This is a genomic window from Nostoc sp., assembly GCF_036917155.1.
In the GTDB taxonomy this organism is placed as follows: Bacteria; Cyanobacteriota; Cyanobacteriia; order Cyanobacteriales; family Nostocaceae; genus Nostoc.
Map to the genome: position 1 here is coordinate 1 of NZ_JBALDZ010000178.1, position 16,348 is coordinate 16,348.

The 16,348-nt window shown below is 43.0% G+C and carries 14 protein-coding genes; 6 read left to right on the forward strand and 8 right to left on the reverse strand.

The genetic code is table 11. The features are described from left to right. Positions 1–901, forward strand: a 901-nt coding sequence (locus tag V7K67_RS23525; protein ID WP_335168634.1) for a calcium-binding protein, incomplete at its 5' end; no start/stop codon positions are given. Between the two features lie 311 nt (positions 902–1,212). On the opposite strand, the gene V7K67_RS23530 is transcribed toward V7K67_RS23525, so the two are convergent. The 3 genes from V7K67_RS23530 to V7K67_RS23540 all read right to left on the reverse strand — a co-directional run bounded on the left by V7K67_RS23530 (position 1,213) and on the right by V7K67_RS23540 (position 6,291). After that, positions 1,213–1,815, reverse strand: coding sequence for a superoxide dismutase (locus V7K67_RS23530; protein WP_334706680.1), 603 nt, complete (start codon positions 1,813–1,815; stop codon positions 1,213–1,215). Between the two features lie 944 nt (positions 1,816–2,759). Beyond that, complete coding sequence (locus V7K67_RS23535) at positions 2,760–4,367, reverse strand: bifunctional pantoate--beta-alanine ligase/(d)CMP kinase (protein WP_335168636.1); 1,608 nt, start codon at positions 4,365–4,367, stop codon at positions 2,760–2,762. Between the two features lie 73 nt (positions 4,368–4,440). After that, positions 4,441–6,291, reverse strand: a complete 1,851-nt coding sequence (locus tag V7K67_RS23540) for a sensor histidine kinase (RefSeq protein WP_334730084.1) — start codon at positions 6,289–6,291, stop codon at positions 4,441–4,443. A 533-nt stretch (positions 6,292–6,824) separates the two neighbouring features. Here V7K67_RS23540 and V7K67_RS23545 point away from each other — a divergent pair. Further along, positions 6,825–7,751, forward strand: coding sequence for a cobalamin-binding protein (locus tag V7K67_RS23545; protein WP_334730083.1), 927 nt, complete (start codon positions 6,825–6,827; stop codon positions 7,749–7,751). Between the two features lie 114 nt (positions 7,752–7,865). Here the strand turns inward: V7K67_RS23545 and V7K67_RS23550 are convergent, their stop codons facing one another. After that, positions 7,866–8,168, reverse strand: coding sequence for a TMEM165/GDT1 family protein (locus V7K67_RS23550; RefSeq protein WP_334709426.1), 303 nt, complete (start codon positions 8,166–8,168; stop codon positions 7,866–7,868). Positions 8,169–8,182: 14 nt separating this feature from the next. Here V7K67_RS23550 and V7K67_RS23555 point away from each other — a divergent pair, with 14 nt between their 5' ends. Beyond that, a complete protein-coding gene (locus V7K67_RS23555; protein ID WP_335168639.1) occupies positions 8,183–8,323 on the forward strand; it encodes a hypothetical protein in 141 nt (46 codons plus the stop codon). A 102-nt stretch (positions 8,324–8,425) separates the two neighbouring features. Here the strand turns inward: V7K67_RS23555 and V7K67_RS23560 are convergent, their stop codons facing one another. Together V7K67_RS23560 and V7K67_RS23565 are read right to left on the reverse strand one after the other, a co-directional pair. Continuing rightward, complete coding sequence (locus tag V7K67_RS23560; RefSeq protein ID WP_334730081.1) at positions 8,426–8,854, reverse strand: TMEM165/GDT1 family protein; 429 nt, start codon at positions 8,852–8,854, stop codon at positions 8,426–8,428. Between the two features lie 126 nt (positions 8,855–8,980). Continuing rightward, positions 8,981–9,331, reverse strand: coding sequence for a YkgJ family cysteine cluster protein (locus tag V7K67_RS23565; protein ID WP_334730080.1), 351 nt, complete (start codon positions 9,329–9,331; stop codon positions 8,981–8,983). 345 nt (positions 9,332–9,676) lie between these two features. Here V7K67_RS23565 and psb30 point away from each other — a divergent pair, with 345 nt between their 5' ends. Beyond that, a complete protein-coding gene (gene psb30 / locus V7K67_RS23570) occupies positions 9,677–9,820 on the forward strand; it encodes a photosystem II reaction center protein Ycf12/Psb30 (RefSeq protein WP_069068686.1) in 144 nt (47 codons plus the stop codon). A gap of 195 nt (positions 9,821–10,015) precedes the next feature. Here the strand turns inward: psb30 and V7K67_RS23575 are convergent, their stop codons facing one another. Both V7K67_RS23575 and V7K67_RS23580 read right to left on the reverse strand, forming a co-directional pair. Continuing rightward, a complete protein-coding gene (locus V7K67_RS23575; protein ID WP_335168641.1) occupies positions 10,016–12,148 on the reverse strand; it encodes a single-stranded-DNA-specific exonuclease RecJ in 2,133 nt (710 codons plus the stop codon). 104 nt (positions 12,149–12,252) lie between these two features. After that, positions 12,253–12,678 (reverse strand): hypothetical protein, encoded by a 426-nt coding sequence (locus V7K67_RS23580; protein ID WP_335168643.1) that lies wholly within the window; start codon positions 12,676–12,678, stop codon positions 12,253–12,255. 622 nt (positions 12,679–13,300) lie between these two features. On the opposite strand from V7K67_RS23580, the gene V7K67_RS23585 reads away from it, so the two are divergent. After that, a complete protein-coding gene (locus V7K67_RS23585) occupies positions 13,301–15,826 on the forward strand; it encodes a sigma 54-interacting transcriptional regulator (RefSeq protein WP_335168645.1) in 2,526 nt (841 codons plus the stop codon). A gap of 137 nt (positions 15,827–15,963) precedes the next feature. Beyond that, positions 15,964–16,302, forward strand: coding sequence for a hypothetical protein (locus V7K67_RS23590; protein ID WP_334709419.1), 339 nt, complete (start codon positions 15,964–15,966; stop codon positions 16,300–16,302). Positions 16,303–16,348 lie beyond the last annotated feature (46 nt).

Genomic DNA, 16,348 nt, shown 5'->3' on the forward strand with positions numbered 1-16,348 from the left:
AGGTGACGATACATTGAATGCTAGCGGTTCAAAAGGCGATAACCTGCTCTCTGGGGGCGATGGCAATGATTATCTTGACATCTCTGGCTATTACGACTACGACGAATTATCCCCTGGTTACAAAAGCGACTCTCGCTCTTTAGGGAATAACACCCTCAATGGAGGAACTGGTGACGATACATTGAATGCTGGGGGTTCAACAGGTAATAACCTACTCTCTGGAGGCGATGGCAACGATTTTCTTGACATCTCTGGCTACTCCTCCTCCCCCTTAGACTATCGCTCTTTAGGGAATAACACCCTCAATGGAGGAACTGGTGACGATACATTGAATGCTGGGGGTTCAACAGGTAATAACCTGCTCTCTGGAGGCGATGGCAATGATTATCTTGACATTTCTGGCAGCTACTACAACTCCAACGGCTCCTTCTACGACTCTCGGTCATCTGGCAATAACACCCTAGAAGGAGGTGCAGGTGACGATACATTGAATGCTAGCGGTTCAACAGGTGCTAATCTCCTAGATGGAGGTGATGGCAATGATATACTCATAGGTGGCAACGGTAATGATAGCCTCTATGGAGGAGCTGGTACTGATACTTTTGCTTTCAATAATTATAATGGAGGTGTAGATAGTCTTTATGACTTCAACGCCGCTAATGAACTGATTCAGGTATCGGCTGCTGGTTTTGGTGGTGGTTTATCACCAGGTTCAGTCTCAGCTAGTCAATTTATCATCGGAACATCTGCAACAACAAGCAATCAACGATTTATCTATAACAACACTACAGGTGAACTGTTCTTTGACCAAGATGGCAGTGCGTCTGGATTTACTCAGGTAAAATTTGCACAACTATCGGCTGGATTGTCACTAACCGAAAACAATTTTGTGGTTGTTTAATCGTAAATTAGCGTTTTTCAATCACTAAGCGGCACGGATTGCAAGGTACTTTCAATATTTTAAGTGATATAGCAAGCGGATTTCTGTGAACCATGAATTAGAATCCCCGTGCGTTCACGCCGGGGAGTATGTCAAATATTTAGTAAAAAGATAATCCCCATAAATAAATTTAGGGGATTTAATAAGGACGTATTATTTCATTCCATAAATAAATTTAGGGGCTTGTGACCATTTTGCTTTTTCTTTCTTTTGCCTTTTTACTTTTTACTTTTGCCTTGTTCGGTCACAACCAATTTAAGGCTGAGAGTTGATTAAGCTTTAGCAAAGTTTTCAGCAGCAAAGTCCCAGTTGGCCACTTTGTCTAGGAAATTCTTGATGAACGCTGGACGGGCATTTCTATAGTCAATGTAGTAGGCGTGTTCCCAAACATCCAAGGTTAAGAGTGCCTTCTGTCCATGAGCTAGTGGATTTTCTGCATTTGGTGTTTTAATTACCTTCAGCGTACCACCATCATCAATCAACCAAGACCATCCGCTACCGAACTGAGTTGCAGCGGCGTTAGAGAACTCTTCTTTGAATTTGTCAAAGCTACCGAAGTCTTTATCAATCTTGGCTGCAAGTTCACCAGTGGGTGCGCCACCACCTGCTGGCTTCAAGGAATTCCAGAAGAAGGTGTGGTTCCAAACTTGGGCGCTGTTGTTGAAGATTCCCGCTTTAGAGGAGTCTTTGAAGGAAATTTGGATTACCTCTTCCAAGGATTTATTCGCAAGTTCTGTACCTTCAATCAGCTTGTTTAGGTTGTCTACATAAGCTTTGTGATGCTTGCCATGATGATACTCTAAGGTTTCGCCTGATATACCATAAGGCTCTAAAGCATTCAATTCGTAGGGTAGGGCGGGTAGTGTAAATGTCATTTTATGAAATCCTCTCTTTATCGGTTTCCAGTTGAAAGCTATTGCAGAAGCTCAGGAAATTAGCAGCTTTTGTTTTTGACAGTTTTATGCTTTTCATAATGAAACATAAAACTTAACATCGTTATTCTACTACCAAAGTGAAGATGAAAACAAAGTACTTTTGTGATAAGTTAAATCACTAGTAATTACTGACTATAAATAAAAATGGCTAATATTTCACAAATTCCAGAGACTAATAAGTAATTAGCATTTAGCAATTAAGGCTTTCATACTTCCATCTTTGGTAGGATTATTGTGATGTGAGAAATCAGTCTAAAGCCAGATGATTTAATACTTAATTAATCTAATATTTTTAATACCAAGGCTCAAAGGTTGATTTTCAATCGAGATAGCCAATAGTCAAATTAGCTATTTTGTTTTTAAATGTGGTTTTGAGGATGGTAAGTGAATAATCATTCACCCACCACCCTTTGAAATTAAACAACTAATACCGTTTCTTTGTGAAGCTGCATATATTTCCCCCCGGCTACGCCGTACACACAAGTCCTTCTCACTCCGTCTAACTCCCCCTTGGTAAGGCTACGGTGTACAAGTCTGAAATAGCTTGGAATTTGGGTTTGAACTCTGGTTTTACCCCACCCTAACCCTCCCCGATATATTGGGGAGGGAAAGAGATTTCTGATTTCCCCCCAATATATCGGGGGGATTAAGGGGGGTAGTTTTGGGATACAAGGGGAAAATAGACTTGTGTATACACGGTAGCTTGGTAAGGGGGAGAACCGGATATTCCCCCCAATACATCGGGGGGATTAAGGGGGGTAAATCCAGGGTTTGGGCTTCATTACCAAGATGTGTGTACACCGTAGCCTTACCAAGGGGGGACTCAGGGGGGTATTATTATGTGCATCTTCATGCAGAATCGGTATAACAACAAACAGCGGTGATTACCACTGAGATAAACGCTGCTGGTAATAGTTAACGATTTGTGCTGTGACTTCAGATACGTCCAAACCATCGGTTTGAATTTCGATCGCATCTGCTGCTTTTTGTAAAGGAGAAACTTTGCGAGTGCTATCTTTCCAGTCACGTTGGGCAATGTCGTGTTCCAGCTGCTCTAAACTCACTTCGGGTTGACCTTGTTTGTTAAAGTCTTGCTGGCGACGACGGGCGCGTTCGCTGACTGAAGCAGTTAAGAAGATTTTCACTTCGGCATCGGGGAACACGTGAGTACCGATATCCCGACCTTCAGCGACTAAACCACCTCTTTTACCCCAGTTTTGCTGTTGTTTAACCAGTGCTTGACGTACAGCGCTTTGTGCGGCGATCGCCGATACTTGAGATGTTACCTCAATGGTGCGAATTGCCTGGGTAACATCGATACCGTCAATCCAAACCCGCACGGACGATTGTAAGTCTTGGGTAGGAGTAAGTTCAATTTTACACTGGTTAGTTAATTCCGCGATCGCACACTCATCATCAATAGCAATCCCTTGTTGTAGTACTAACCAAGTGACAGCACGGTACATCGCTCCTGTATCTAAATACACTAAACTCAGGTTTGCTGCCACTTGTCGCGCCACTGTGGATTTTCCAGCACCGGCTGGGCCATCAATGGCGATAATGGGTTGACGATCGCGCAATATTGTATTGTCAATCAAACGTGTAGCACCAAGACGAGCTGCGATCGCCAACATTCCTTCCTCCTCAACTTTTTCTAAAGACATCAACGTAGTCGGTTCAACCAATTCAATATATTCCACTGAGACCGTGCTGACCATTGCTACTTCTTGCTGTACCATTGCTATCAACTTGTTGCTATTGCGATCGCCTGCAATGAAAGCAGCTTCAGCTCGTTGCAAGCCACGATATAACACCGCTGCTTGCTCTTTTGCCGTTGCAGTCAAATATTGATTACGAGAACTGAAGGCAAGACCCGACGCTTCTCGCACTGTTGGACAAGCAACAATTTCTACTGGCAAATTTAAGTCAGCTACTAAGCGTTTTATAATTGCGAGTTGCTGACCATCCTTTTGACCAAAGTAGGCACGATTGGGCTGCACCAAATTGAAAAGTTTGGTAACAATCGTAGCTACACCCTGAAAGTGACCTTGGCGAGAACGACCACACAAGCCTGTTATCATAGCAGATGGGGGGATAACTTGTGTAACTTTTGATTCTTGTATACTCTTCTGGGGAACTGCCATTTCTTCCGGAGTCGGTGCAAAAATGGCATCTACCCCAGCTTGTTCGCAAAGTTGTTGGTCTTGCTCTAAAGTGCGGGGATAGCATTGGTAATCCTCATTGGGAGCAAATTGCAGGGGATTGACGAAAATGCTCACAATCACCGTAGAATTTTCTTGCCGCGCCCGTTGGATCAAGCTTAAATGACCTTGATGCAAATTCCCCATCGTTGGCACCAGTCCGACTGCCGTCTGATACCAGCCAGTAATGTCATCTAGTTTCAGATCCTCAGTAACCGCTATCTGTTTGTTTTCTAAGCAGCGTTTAGTTAAATAGCAGCGTAAAGCTGCCACTGTTGTCAGCAGGCGCACAAAAATACCCCTAGTTCTTATCGATCCCTCCCCCGTTAGTTTATATCTGAAATCGAGCTAAGAGTTAAGCTTCTCATATCATGTCTAGCTGAGGGGAGCAGGGGAGAGGGGGAGAGGTTTGAAAAGTGCTTTCCCCCTCTCCCCCATCTCCCTCATCTCCCAGATGCACAGAATTTGGTAGAAACAGAGTGAACTGACTACCCTTTCCTAAAGTCGATGTCACGGTAACATCTCCATCATGCAAACGCGCTAATTTGCGTGTTAATGCTAAACCCAAACCAGTGCCTTCATACTGCCGATTTAACCTACTATCAAGTTGTTTAAACGGTTCAAATAGAAATTGAAACTGATTCGAGTCTATGCCAATTCCAGTATCTGAAACTGTAAAGGTTATTCCTTGAGGTACTTTTTTGACTAGCAGCGATACCTGACCAGCTGGGGTGAATTTAATGGCATTGGTGAGCAGGTTGAGTAGCATTTGCTTGATGCGCCGTTCATCAGCAATGCAAATATCAGCCTCTCGATCAATTTCATAGGTGAGTTGCAATCCCTTTTCTAAGGCGCGATCGCGCACTGTCCAGATGGCATAATTACATAAATCTGACACTGGTAAAGATGACAGTAACAGTTCCTCTTTACCTGCTTCTACCTTAGATAAGTCAAGAATATCGTTAATCAGCGCTAGCAGATGTTCACCACTACTATATATAGAACTTACATATTCGTTCTGCTTTTCATTGAGAGAGCCAACTATTTCTTGTTGCAGCAATTGTGACAAACCCATAATCGCATTCAGAGGCGTCCGTAACTCATGGCTCATAGTTGCTAAAAATTCACTTTTTGCCCGATTGGCAGCTTCTGCTGCTTCTTGAGAGGCACGTAGTTTCAACTCTGTTTGCTTACGTTCAGTAATATCCTCAATCATCGCTAAAAAAAACTCAGGTTCACCATTGCTGCCTGGTATAACAGAAACAGAGATATGAGTCCAAACTAAGTTACCATTTTGATGCAAGCAGCGTCTTTCCATCTCAATGCGATGTCTTTCGACAAGCTGTTCCTGATGTATCGAGGCTTGAAGACCAAGGCTCGAATTTCTCTTGAAGTCTGTGCGAATTCCTGACATCAGTTGTTTGTAAAGTTTTAAATCACCCCTTTCTGTAGAAATGTAATCAGTAAAGCTCTTGCCGTATAACTCTTCTCGGCTATATCCTAAAATCTCGCACAGTGCTACATTAGCATCAACTATCTGCGCTTTCATATCTATGAGTCCAATGCCGATAGAAGAACGCTCAAAAATCGCCCGGAATTGCGCCTCACTCTGTCGCAGCGCTTCCTGTACGATATTTCGCTCGCTCGCTTCTATAGCCAGCGTCACAAAATCTGCAATCGAGCCTGCAAAAGTCTCTTCTTCCAAAGTCCATTGGCGACCTTTGCCTATATGTTCGTGACACACTACGCCTATCAAACGACCCTCTAGCCAAATTGGTGCATCTAGTAGGGATGTAATGCCCATAACTGAAAGATAAGACTTAGATAATTCTTGGGTTCTAGTATCGTTTATGGCATTATGTGCGGCAATGGTACGTTCCTCTTCTAAAGCCTGGAAATAAGCCGGATAATTTGTTTTTAAAAGCGAGTTACCAAAGGTATGCTCCTTAGTACTCACGTCATACAAATCAATGCATTCAATTTTTGAACGTTCTTCATTATATAACCATACCCCAACTCGCTCTACTAGGAGCGTCCCAGCAGATGTTTCTGTGATTTCTCTCAACACTGCATTGAGATTACCCTGCTGAAATGTCTTGCTTCTTGCTAGCTGCACTAGTGTCTGGCTTTGTCTTCGCCGACTATTTTCTCTGATTTGTAAAGCCTCTTGGGTCTGATTGTACTCTGTAATATCTCTAGCTGACACCACTTGCATTAGTTGCCCTCAAGAAGAAATAATTTTGCCTTGCAGCTCTACGCAAAAAGTAGAACCGTCTTTGTATAACTACAATTACTTGATATGGTTTTTCATAACCGGAAAGTATAATTTTTCTAATCAAATTTGATGACTATGGCTAATGAGTTCCGAGCTAGATATTTCTGATTACTTCTGTTACTTCATAGCAGTAATTTTTGCCAGGGGATAATTAGCATTGTAATGATCTTAAGTATCAAGTAATTCTACTATCAAGTAATCCCACTATCCAATGAAGATACTGTTAATTAGTATAATGTTTTGAACTTAGTTTTGAGGACTGGGAAGTGGAAAAATCTTTCTTAATCCTTAATATTTGATACTTAATTCTTAATATTTAATCCCTAATCTTCAGTCTCCAGTCTCCAATACCCAGTTAAAGTTATTGCTTAGTGCTGACTACTAAAACACCCTTGATTCTCCTAGAGAAAGATATCTAATGACTTAAATTTTGTCAAAATCAAGCTAACGGCAGCTTTTACGGAGGCGGAGCGATGACGGATAATAATGTAAGAATTGTTTCCCTGATTCCCGGTGGAACGGAGATTTTAGCGACACTAGGGTTGGTTAATGCGATTGTGGGGCGATCGCACGAATGCGATTACCCTCCAGAAATCCACAATCGCCCCATTTGTACCCAAGCACGTTTAAACTCCAATGCCTCTAGCAGCCAGATTAACGATGAAGTGAACAATTTATTGCAATCTGCTCTTAGTATTTATGAAATCAAAACAGATGTTTTAGAGCAGTTGCAGCCTACCCACATTCTCACTCAAGACCAGTGCGATGTTTGTGCTGTCAGCTTACACGAAGTTGAAAAGGCAGTTGCCACACTCGTTGACAGTAAACCTCAGATTATTTCTTTACAACCCAATATTCTCCAGGATGTTTGGGCTGATATTGAACGAGTCGGCAACATCTTTGGCGTAGACTCGGTAAAAGTCTTAGAAAATTTAGAAGCTCGCGTCAAAATTTGTCACCACAGAATCCAAGGACTTTCTTTACATGAACTCCCTACTGTCGCCTGTATCGAGTGGACTGATCCTTTGATGGTCGCTGCGAATTGGATTCCTGAATTAGTTAACTTAGCAGGAGGACAGTCTCTATTTTGCGCTACAGGTCAGCCTTCTCCTGTCTTGCCGTGGGAAACTCTATTAACAACGAATCCAGATGTAATTGTTTTTATGCCTTGTGGCTTTGATTTAAATCGCACTCGCCAAGAAGCCCAGTTGTTAACTCAACGCCCAGAGTGGGGAAAACTACACGCGACTGAAGCTGGTAGGGTCTACATCACTGATGGCAATTCCTACTTCAATCGCCCAGGGCCACGACTGGTAGATTCTCTAGAAATTTTGGCAGAAATTTTGCATCCAGAAATTTTTCAATACGGCTACAAAGGAACTGGCTGGGAAACTTTGTGAGGAAGAATTCAGAACTCAGAATTCAGAATTCAGTATGAATTCAAGCCTTTGGAGAATTCCAATCCTCCACAAAGAGTAATTCTGATTCCTGGATTCTGAATTCTGAATTCTTCTTTAGGGTGTTTGTTCAGAATCTACTGCTGGTTCATTGTTAAATAACAGCAGGCGTGCAGCAAGGATGGCAAATCCGACAGCCGCGATCGCTTTTAGGACGCGTGTAGGTAATAATTCGGCTACTGCACCCCCTGCTAACGATCCCAACAGGCTTGTCAACAGCAATGCGCCTGCTGCACCAAAAAACACTGCACGCGGAGAATTACAACGCCCTGAAAGTGCGATCGCTGCTAGCTGACTTTTGTCACCCAATTCTGATAAAAAAACTGTAATAAAGCTCAGTCCTAAAAGATGCCAATCCATATAATTAAGGGGGAATGGGGAATGGGGAATGGGGAATGGGTGAGATGAGGGAGATGAGGGAGGTGGGGGAGATGAGGGAGATGAGGGAGATGAGGGAGGTGGGGGAGATGAGGGAGGTGGGGGAGATGAGGAAGATGAGGGAGAATAACTTCTAACTTTTAACTTATGTACAGATGCGATTAACCGCGTCTCAACTCCTAACTCCTAACTCCTAACTCCTAACTCCTAACTCCTAACTCCTAACTCCTAACTCCTAACTAACCTTGGAATACATCCCAAAACAGCATTAAGGAAATTACCAACAACATCATACCTGCTGATTTTTCTACAGTTTTTGGGCTGAGTCGGCTGGCTATCCAACTACCTAAAAGTACGCCTAATAAGCTGGTGCTGATCAGCGCCGCCGCCGAACCGATAAATACCACCCACGGCGAATGAGATTCTGCACTCATTAACAGAGTGGATAACTGAGTTTTATCTCCAATTTCTGCTAGAAAAATAGTGACAAAAGTTGTACCAAAAACTACCAGCGCTGATTGCTGCTTTTGAGGACTATCGGCAACTACAGGATCAACTGATGGAGCGATCGCAGGAGTTAAGTTAAAATCATTACTGTCTTTTAGTTCTAGCTCAACCTCAGTCTGAGATATGCCAGGAATGCCCAAAGGTACAGAGTCAAGTTTCACAGGTAGTAGTTTTGGTTGCTAGGGTGCTTTCATATTTCTATCATATTCTCAGATTGTTGTAATAAATTGCAACTTCACAGATAGAGATAAAAAATTATGGGGTGTCTTTGCTTCTTTGCATACTGCTCACAGCCCAACAGCTTGATTAAAGCGTAGTATTTCCAGACTGCGATCGCCGTATACTCCTTCTATTTGCTGGTGACAGCAGTCAATAGCAAAATCGTTGACTTCTTCTGGTTCAACCCCGTACATATCTTGAAACACTTCTGATTCCACACGACAGAACCGAGGACGACTTGAATAGATGCGACATTCTCGCGTGGTATGGTCGAAATTAACGCACCATCCCCCTTCGCCTACCATGCTGAGGTAGAGTTCTAGTTCTGGTGGTGAGAGATACTCTTCTAAGTCTGGACGATCTGCTGGATCAAGATTACAGCAGGCTCCACATTGCTTTACACATTGCCAAGTTGACATTTTGGATTGGGGATTGGGGACTGGGGATTGGGGATTGGGGATTAGGGATTGGGAAGCAATACGGTTCGGCTAAGATTTTTTGATGAAAATTCGAGATCACAAAGACGCGATAAATCGCCATCAAAATGAAAGACTGATTATTGTAGAGACGCGATTCATCGCGTCTCTTGCCTTAACCGAACTAGTCCCCCAGTCCCCAATCCCCCTATTTTACGTTTTTATGTCTTTTCTTATAATTTTGTTAAGTAAATTAAATCTAACAACCCATAGCCAGATATGATCGATTGCGGGTTTTGTAATTAAGTTATTGAATTTTTTAAGACAATTGAAGGGAGAAAAGGAAAAATGTTTGATGCTGTGTCTGACTTGTTTAACGCTTTTACCAGTATCAATTGGGAAGTTATCTTCCAATTGCTGTCCGTGGCGCTAATTGTGATTGCTGGCCCAGCAGTAATCTTTGTGCTGGCATTTCGCAACGGCAACCTATAAGAGTGCTGAGTGCTGATTCAGAGTTAGGAGTGAGGAATTAAATTTTCTTTCTCAACTCATACTCGTAACTCATAAATCAGCACTCGCAGTGTCACAGTTACAAGTGATAAGTTAATTAACAACTGCTAATTGCTAATTGCTAATTGCTAATTGCTAACTGCTAATTGCTAATTGCTAATTGCTAATTGCTAACTGCTAACTCCTAACTGATAACGCCTGAAGGGCAGCTTGGATAATATTGTCATACTGTGGTTGAGAGATATCAACTTCTTTGGCATTTTGACGATTAGTGCCCAGCAAACCAATTATATGTCCTGGCTGCATGGCTAAGACTCTCCCTTCAGAATTTTTAATTCTTAATTCTGCTTCAATACCGTTTTTATAGAAACCACAAGTATACTGTCGCTGGTTGTACTCAAAGTTGGTGCTTGACTGAATAGGTGGCGAAGCAAAAAATTGTTGAAGCTGAATTGGCAACCTGACACCGATTAACTCTAGTTCAATGGTGGTGTTGTCGTTAAAGTAATTTTCTCTCAGTTTGTAGGCGATATCCACTCGCGATGGTAAGCGGAAATAGTCGCCCCAACGCCAGGCGATCGCTTTGATTTTATACTCCTGATTATCGATAGTTTGGGCAATTGTCAATTTGATGTGTCCCTTGCCGACGATTTTTTGCTCAACCACTTGGACATTAGGTGTCCAGAAAACTGGATCGGGGTTGTCCATACCGCAGGGGTGTAGGGCATTAAGCTGTTGATAAAGCTGCTGATTAATGTGATTGAGGTTGACTTCGGCATCAATTTTGAGCAGAGGCTTGAGATGCTGGGGCTCAAGACACTGGTTAGCAAACTCAATCAAACGCGATCGCAACACCTGTAAATTTTCTGCGGGTAGAGAGAATCCCCCGGCTGCTTTGTGTCCACCAAATTTTCCTAGTAAATCGTGACAATATTCCAAAGCTTCAAATACATGGAACTCTGGAATTGAGCGTGCTGAACCGCGTATATGTCCCTGATCTTCATAAGTGCCGATAAACACGGGAACACCGTAGCGTTCCACTAGGCGGGAGGCGACGATGCCAATAACGCCGTGATGCCAATTTGGTTGAACAACAATTAATACACGTTCATCTTGTAGAGATGCAACAAATTCTGTTTCTACATAAGCGATTGCTTCTTGTTCAATTTGCTGACACATCTCCTGACGAGAGGCGTTGACTTGTTCGCACTGCATTGCTCTTTCCAGCGCCACCCCCATATCATCTGTAGTCAGCAATTCAATCACAGTTTGAGGATTACCAATCCGACCAATAGCATTAATTCGTGGCCCCAGACGAAACCCGATATCTTCAGGCTTTAGCGATTTTGGATTTTGGATTTTGGATTTTGGATTGGAGATTTTCTCCTCTGCTCCCCTGCTCCCCTGCTCCCTTGCTTCCCCTGCTCCCCCTGCTCCCTCATCTCCCCTAGCCTGTACACCGCCTACCTGAATCAACGCCTGCACTCCAGGTAAGTTGGATTTGGGTAAATGCTGTAAACCACGTTTCACCCAACGGCGATTTACACCAGTTAAGGGGGCTAAATCTGCGATCGTTCCCAGTGTAAATAGTGCTAGCATCGGCTGAATTAAGCCCTTAGTCTGCCCTAGCTGTTGTGCTAGAGAAACTGCCAAGATGTAGGCAACGCCAACACCAGCAACACCCCGATAAGGTGAGGATTCAGCTATTAGTTTGGGGTTGAGGATAGCATTAGCTGGCGGTAATTTTTGGGGGATATCATGATGATCGGTGATAATCACTGCAAGACCAAGTTCTCTAGCTCTAGCAACTGGTTCAAACGCAGAGATGCCATTATCAACAGTGAGAATTAGCCCTACACATTCGCTGTGAAATTCTTCAACTATACGTTTATTAATACCGTAGCCTTCGTGCATCCGGCTGGGGATAGCATAATCTACTTGTGCGCCTAAAGTGCGAAGACTACGCAAAAGTAGAGCAGTGCTGGTCATTCCATCAGCATCATAATCACCACAAATAGCAATTTTTGTTTGAGAAGCGATCGCATTTTCCAACAACTCCAAACTAATTGCCAAATCTGGGAAATCTTCTAACGGCGAAGGCAAAACTAAAGACTCCGGCTCTAAAAATGCTTGTACCTGTTCTGGTGTTTCCATACCCCGATTAATCAACAACTGGCTGACAATGGGTGAAATATTTGTCAAAGCTGCCAGATTTTGGGCAAATTCTGGTTTTTGCGGATAAATCTGCCAGCGCTGATCGGGTAAGCGTCGGCGAGGCTTTGAAAGTTCAGATACAGGTCGGTCTAGCACAATACAAGTTAGGAGTTAAAAGTTAGGAGTTAAAAGTTAAGAGTTTTGAATTAAAAGTTATTTCTTAACTGATAACTCATAACTCCTAACTCCTAACTTGTCTGTTAAAACACGTTTATCCTACCATCATCCATAATATATAACGAGCGATCGCCTGGAGAGTGCCAGGTCGGCCGGAGTTCGAGCCGCAATGTCCCAAAGTTAGGTTTGGAGACAATTGCTTGTAGTGATAAACCCTTTTCGCTCCAAAATATCAGAGATGTATCTGGCTCAGTACCCTCTATTTGTTCTAGATTTAATTTCTGCCCTGGACTCAAGGATATTGCATCAGTCCTGGAGGGTTTTTGGATTTTAATCAGGTTAGGTGTGCTATTTATCACTTCAAATCGGATGTATTGCCCAGGTATAAACTGAATTGGGTGCGACCCACACTTAGAGGCACAAGTTCGAGCTAGGGTAGCACTGGGATTATTGATTGCTGCTACTAGAATGGTAGCTGCAACTAAAACAAATGACAGAGGCTTAAACATAATACACAGTATAAGTACTAGGCTTAAATATTACTTCAATTTCGAAATATTAAGCCTCAGCATATTTTCCAGAATTAAGCTAATGCAAAGCAACATCATTCTTCGATAAGCGATTTAATCGTGATTTAGCCAGTCGTCGAGTTGTTGTTGAGTCACTACTGGGTGCTATCGCTTCGCTATGCTAGAACACCGATTCAGTAATAAAACGCGAGGCTGGGAAACCAGATTTTTAGGTCATTTAAACCACAATTTCCTTCATCCGCCTAAAATAAACCCGAATTTTTCGTCATGGCTCTGAATACTGAATCGGTGTTCTAGTACAACACGGCGTAAATAAACCACCCATTTAAAATAGCCAGAAAGCTTACAAAATAAGCATTTTTTCTTTTTACTTTTGCCTTCTTGTACTAGTTGGACTGGTGTAAGCCATAATCAAGACAGAATTAGGAATCAGGAACTGTGGATACCAATGCCTTAAAAAGCGGGAACCGGAATCAAAGTCCCCCAATTTATCGGAGGATTTAGAGGGATCTCCAACTTTTGATACCGACAAGGGGACTTTTAAAACATCCTCTCAGGGATAATTCTGATTATACATAACAGCCTACACGGAGAATTTAAGATGACATCTCCAGAAACGGTTATATGGCTACAAGAACGCACCACTTTAGGAATTCTCTCCCCTGAAGTGTTAAATGCGATCACTCAAGTAATTGAAGAACAAGTTGTGCCGGCCGAAACTGACTTAGTTAGCGAAGGCACTTCTCCAGAAGCCCTTTATATTCTTGTGGAAGGTCAACTCGAAAGCAATAGCACCAATGAAACCAACCCCGCCTTAGCTTGCGGCTTCCTCCCCGGAGCAGTGATTCACCTCAAAGAATTGCTGTTGGAAGAATTAACTCTATTCACAATTACTACGGTGACAGAATGTCACTTATGGGTTATGCCTGCTGCTAAATTTCGTGCTTTAGTCACCCAATATCCCGAAATTGCTCAGGCTTTTTCCCGCCAATTGGTTCAAGAATTAGCTCAGGTTACATCTGCACTTGGCTATGAGCAAGAACGTTCCGTAGCCTTGCGACCCTACTTAGTTACCAAAGCGCAACGGGGAATTGTCGGTACAAGTCGCTATGCTGTGCGGCTACGGGAGCAAATTCGAGAAGCGGCTGCTGACCGCAAATCAGTAGATATTTTTGGAGAACCAGGGTTAGAAAAAGATAACATTGCAGCTCTCATCCACTTTGGTTCTCCAAAACGGCGAGAACCAATTATTAAAGTAAATTGTGGTATTCTCCAAACTAGCGGTGCAGATTTATTCGGTCGCACTGGCGGGAAAGTAGGACTGTTGGAATGGTTGGGGGAAGGTACTCTCGTTCTCAACAACATCCAAGAATTGCCCGAAGAATTATTAGCTCCGGTGACGCAGTTGCTCAAAACTGGGACATATACACCCGTCACTCGTTCTGGAGAGCCAACAGCCCCATCTCGCCCCTGTAAAGCCAGAATTCTGATTGTTTCAGAAAAAACTCAGCCAACGATTGAACGTTCTGTTGGTCACATTATTAAAGTCCCACCGCTACGGGTGCGGAAAGCTGATATTCAAGTACAGGTAGAATATTATACTAGTCTCTACACTCGATCTAGAGGCGTTTCTAAACCGCATATTACCCCCGAAGCCTTGCGTCGCCTACAATCTTATGATTTTCCTGGCAACCTCAAGGAATTAAAAAATCTCGTAGAAAGAGCGATCGTGCAAGCGGAGGGTGCTAATGAATTAACAGAAGAAATTTTCTGGCCAGCTGAAACGAAGAAAAAACGATTTCGATTGAATCTGTTAAATGCCTATCCGCCTTTACGGCGGTTTTTACGTAGTCCTTGGTGGCCCGATCGCATTAACTATAGTTTGACTGCAACGGCTTTTGCGATTATTGTTGCAGTGTTATTTATTGGGCCACAAACCCGCGATCGCAATTTCGTATTAAATCTATTTTGGGCTTGGTGGTGGCCTTTCTTCTTATTTCTCTTTCCCTTTTTAGGTCGTGTCTGGTGTTCTGTTTGTCCCTTCATGATCTACGGGGAAATTACCCAAAAGCTATCTTTATGGTTGTGGCCTCGAAAACTCAAGCGCTGGCCCAGAGAACAAGCTGAAAAATGGGGCGGATGGTTCATGTTTGGTTTATTTTCCCTAATTTTCTTATGGGAAGAACTCTGGCATTTAGAAAATACTGCCTACCTTAGTGCTTGTTTGCTGCTATTAATTACCGCCGGGGCGATGATTTTCTCGGCTCTTTTTGAGCGACGGTTTTGGTGTCGATATCTCTGCCCAATTGGGGGAATGAATGGTTTATTTGCCAAACTTTCCATGACGGAACTCCGGGCACAGCAAGGTATTTGTTCTGCCAGTTGCACCACCTATCAGTGCTATAAAGGAGGGCCGCAAAAGGGCGAAGGGCTGGAAACAAATGGATGTCCCTTATATTCTCACCCAGCGCAGTTAGAAGATAACAGAGATTGCGTACTGTGCATGACTTGCCTCAAAGCCTGTCCCCATCGTTCTGTTGAATTCAACTTGCGCCCTCCTGGTATTGAACTGTGGACAACTCATGTACCCCGCAGCTATGAAGTAGCATTACTATTTTTGCTGTTGGGTGGGATATATCTGCATCGCTTGCCAGAATTGCTATCTTGGTTGGAGTTACAAGTGGATTTAACTCAGTTTTGGCAGCACTTGGGATTATCGTTGCTAGTGTTAATTATCCCAGCAATTTTTACCTTCGCGGCTTATGGCTTGCTCCAAGTGTTCAATTTTAACCGTAAGCCTCGAAAATTTGTAGAACTTGCTTATGGCTACCTACCATTGGTATTGGGGGGAAACTTGGCTCACTATCTGCGCTTGGGCTTAGGCGAAGGCGGGCGAATTTTACCTGTTACCTTTGCTACCTTTGGTATGGGTGGTGAACAACTGCCAATATTGGTTGCTCATCCGGCAGTGATTGCCTTTTTGCAAGGTACAACAATAGTTTTCTCAGTGTTAATGACTATATTATTAACGCAAAAAATTGCAAAGCAACCAGTAAGAGCGCTCCTTTGGCAACACCTAGCAGCAATTGGGTTGGGAGTTAGTATGTGGGCAATTATCGTATTTTGAGCTTCACATATTCCACCAGGCGATGAAAAATCGCCTGGGCTAGATGCAAAATGTGAGTTAAAAACATTCTTCTTTCCAACGAACGTGATAGAAAATACTTATATGATTTTTCGCTCATAGTGTAAGGATTACAGATAATGCACGTTCTAAAAAGATCCATCAAACCAGCAACCTATATATCGTTCCTCCACATTTACCAAACTACTTGGGGGACCGCTGGTGATATTTGTTTAATCCGTGAATCTGTAGCTAATGATAGTACAGCGAAGTTTATCGGGCACAAAATCGAACTAGCAATTCCAAAAGGTTTGGAGCGCGATCGCATCGCCAACTGTCCGATAATCAAAGTTGCAGGCAATGTCGGCGACGGACATCCGAAAGAGCATCCCTTGGAATGGGAAGCTTATGAAGGTGTAGATCCAGAACTGGCTCTAGCGGCTCTCAAACCTTGGGGCTTCAAGTTAATTGAACTCTAATGTGGCCATTGGATTCCTCACTTTTTTGTAGTAAATTCAACAGGTC

Coding starts and splice junctions, on each gene's coding strand:
- V7K67_RS23530 (WP_334706680.1), bottom strand. CDS start 1,815: ATGACATTTACACTACCCGCCCTACCCTACGAATTGAATGCTTTAGAG.
- V7K67_RS23540 (WP_334730084.1), bottom strand. CDS start 6,291: ATGCAAGTGGTGTCAGCTAGAGATATTACAGAGTACAATCAGACCCAA.
- V7K67_RS23545 (WP_334730083.1), top strand. CDS start 6,825: ATGACGGATAATAATGTAAGAATTGTTTCCCTGATTCCCGGTGGAACG.
- V7K67_RS23550 (WP_334709426.1), bottom strand. CDS start 8,168: ATGGATTGGCATCTTTTAGGACTGAGCTTTATTACAGTTTTTTTATCA.
- V7K67_RS23555 (WP_335168639.1), top strand. CDS start 8,183: ATGGGGAATGGGGAATGGGGAATGGGTGAGATGAGGGAGATGAGGGAG.
- V7K67_RS23565 (WP_334730080.1), bottom strand. CDS start 9,331: ATGTCAACTTGGCAATGTGTAAAGCAATGTGGAGCCTGCTGTAATCTT.
- psb30 (WP_069068686.1), top strand. CDS start 9,677: ATGTTTGATGCTGTGTCTGACTTGTTTAACGCTTTTACCAGTATCAAT.
- V7K67_RS23580 (WP_335168643.1), bottom strand. CDS start 12,678: ATGTTTAAGCCTCTGTCATTTGTTTTAGTTGCAGCTACCATTCTAGTA.
- V7K67_RS23585 (WP_335168645.1), top strand. CDS start 13,301: ATGACATCTCCAGAAACGGTTATATGGCTACAAGAACGCACCACTTTA.
- V7K67_RS23590 (WP_334709419.1), top strand. CDS start 15,964: ATGCACGTTCTAAAAAGATCCATCAAACCAGCAACCTATATATCGTTC.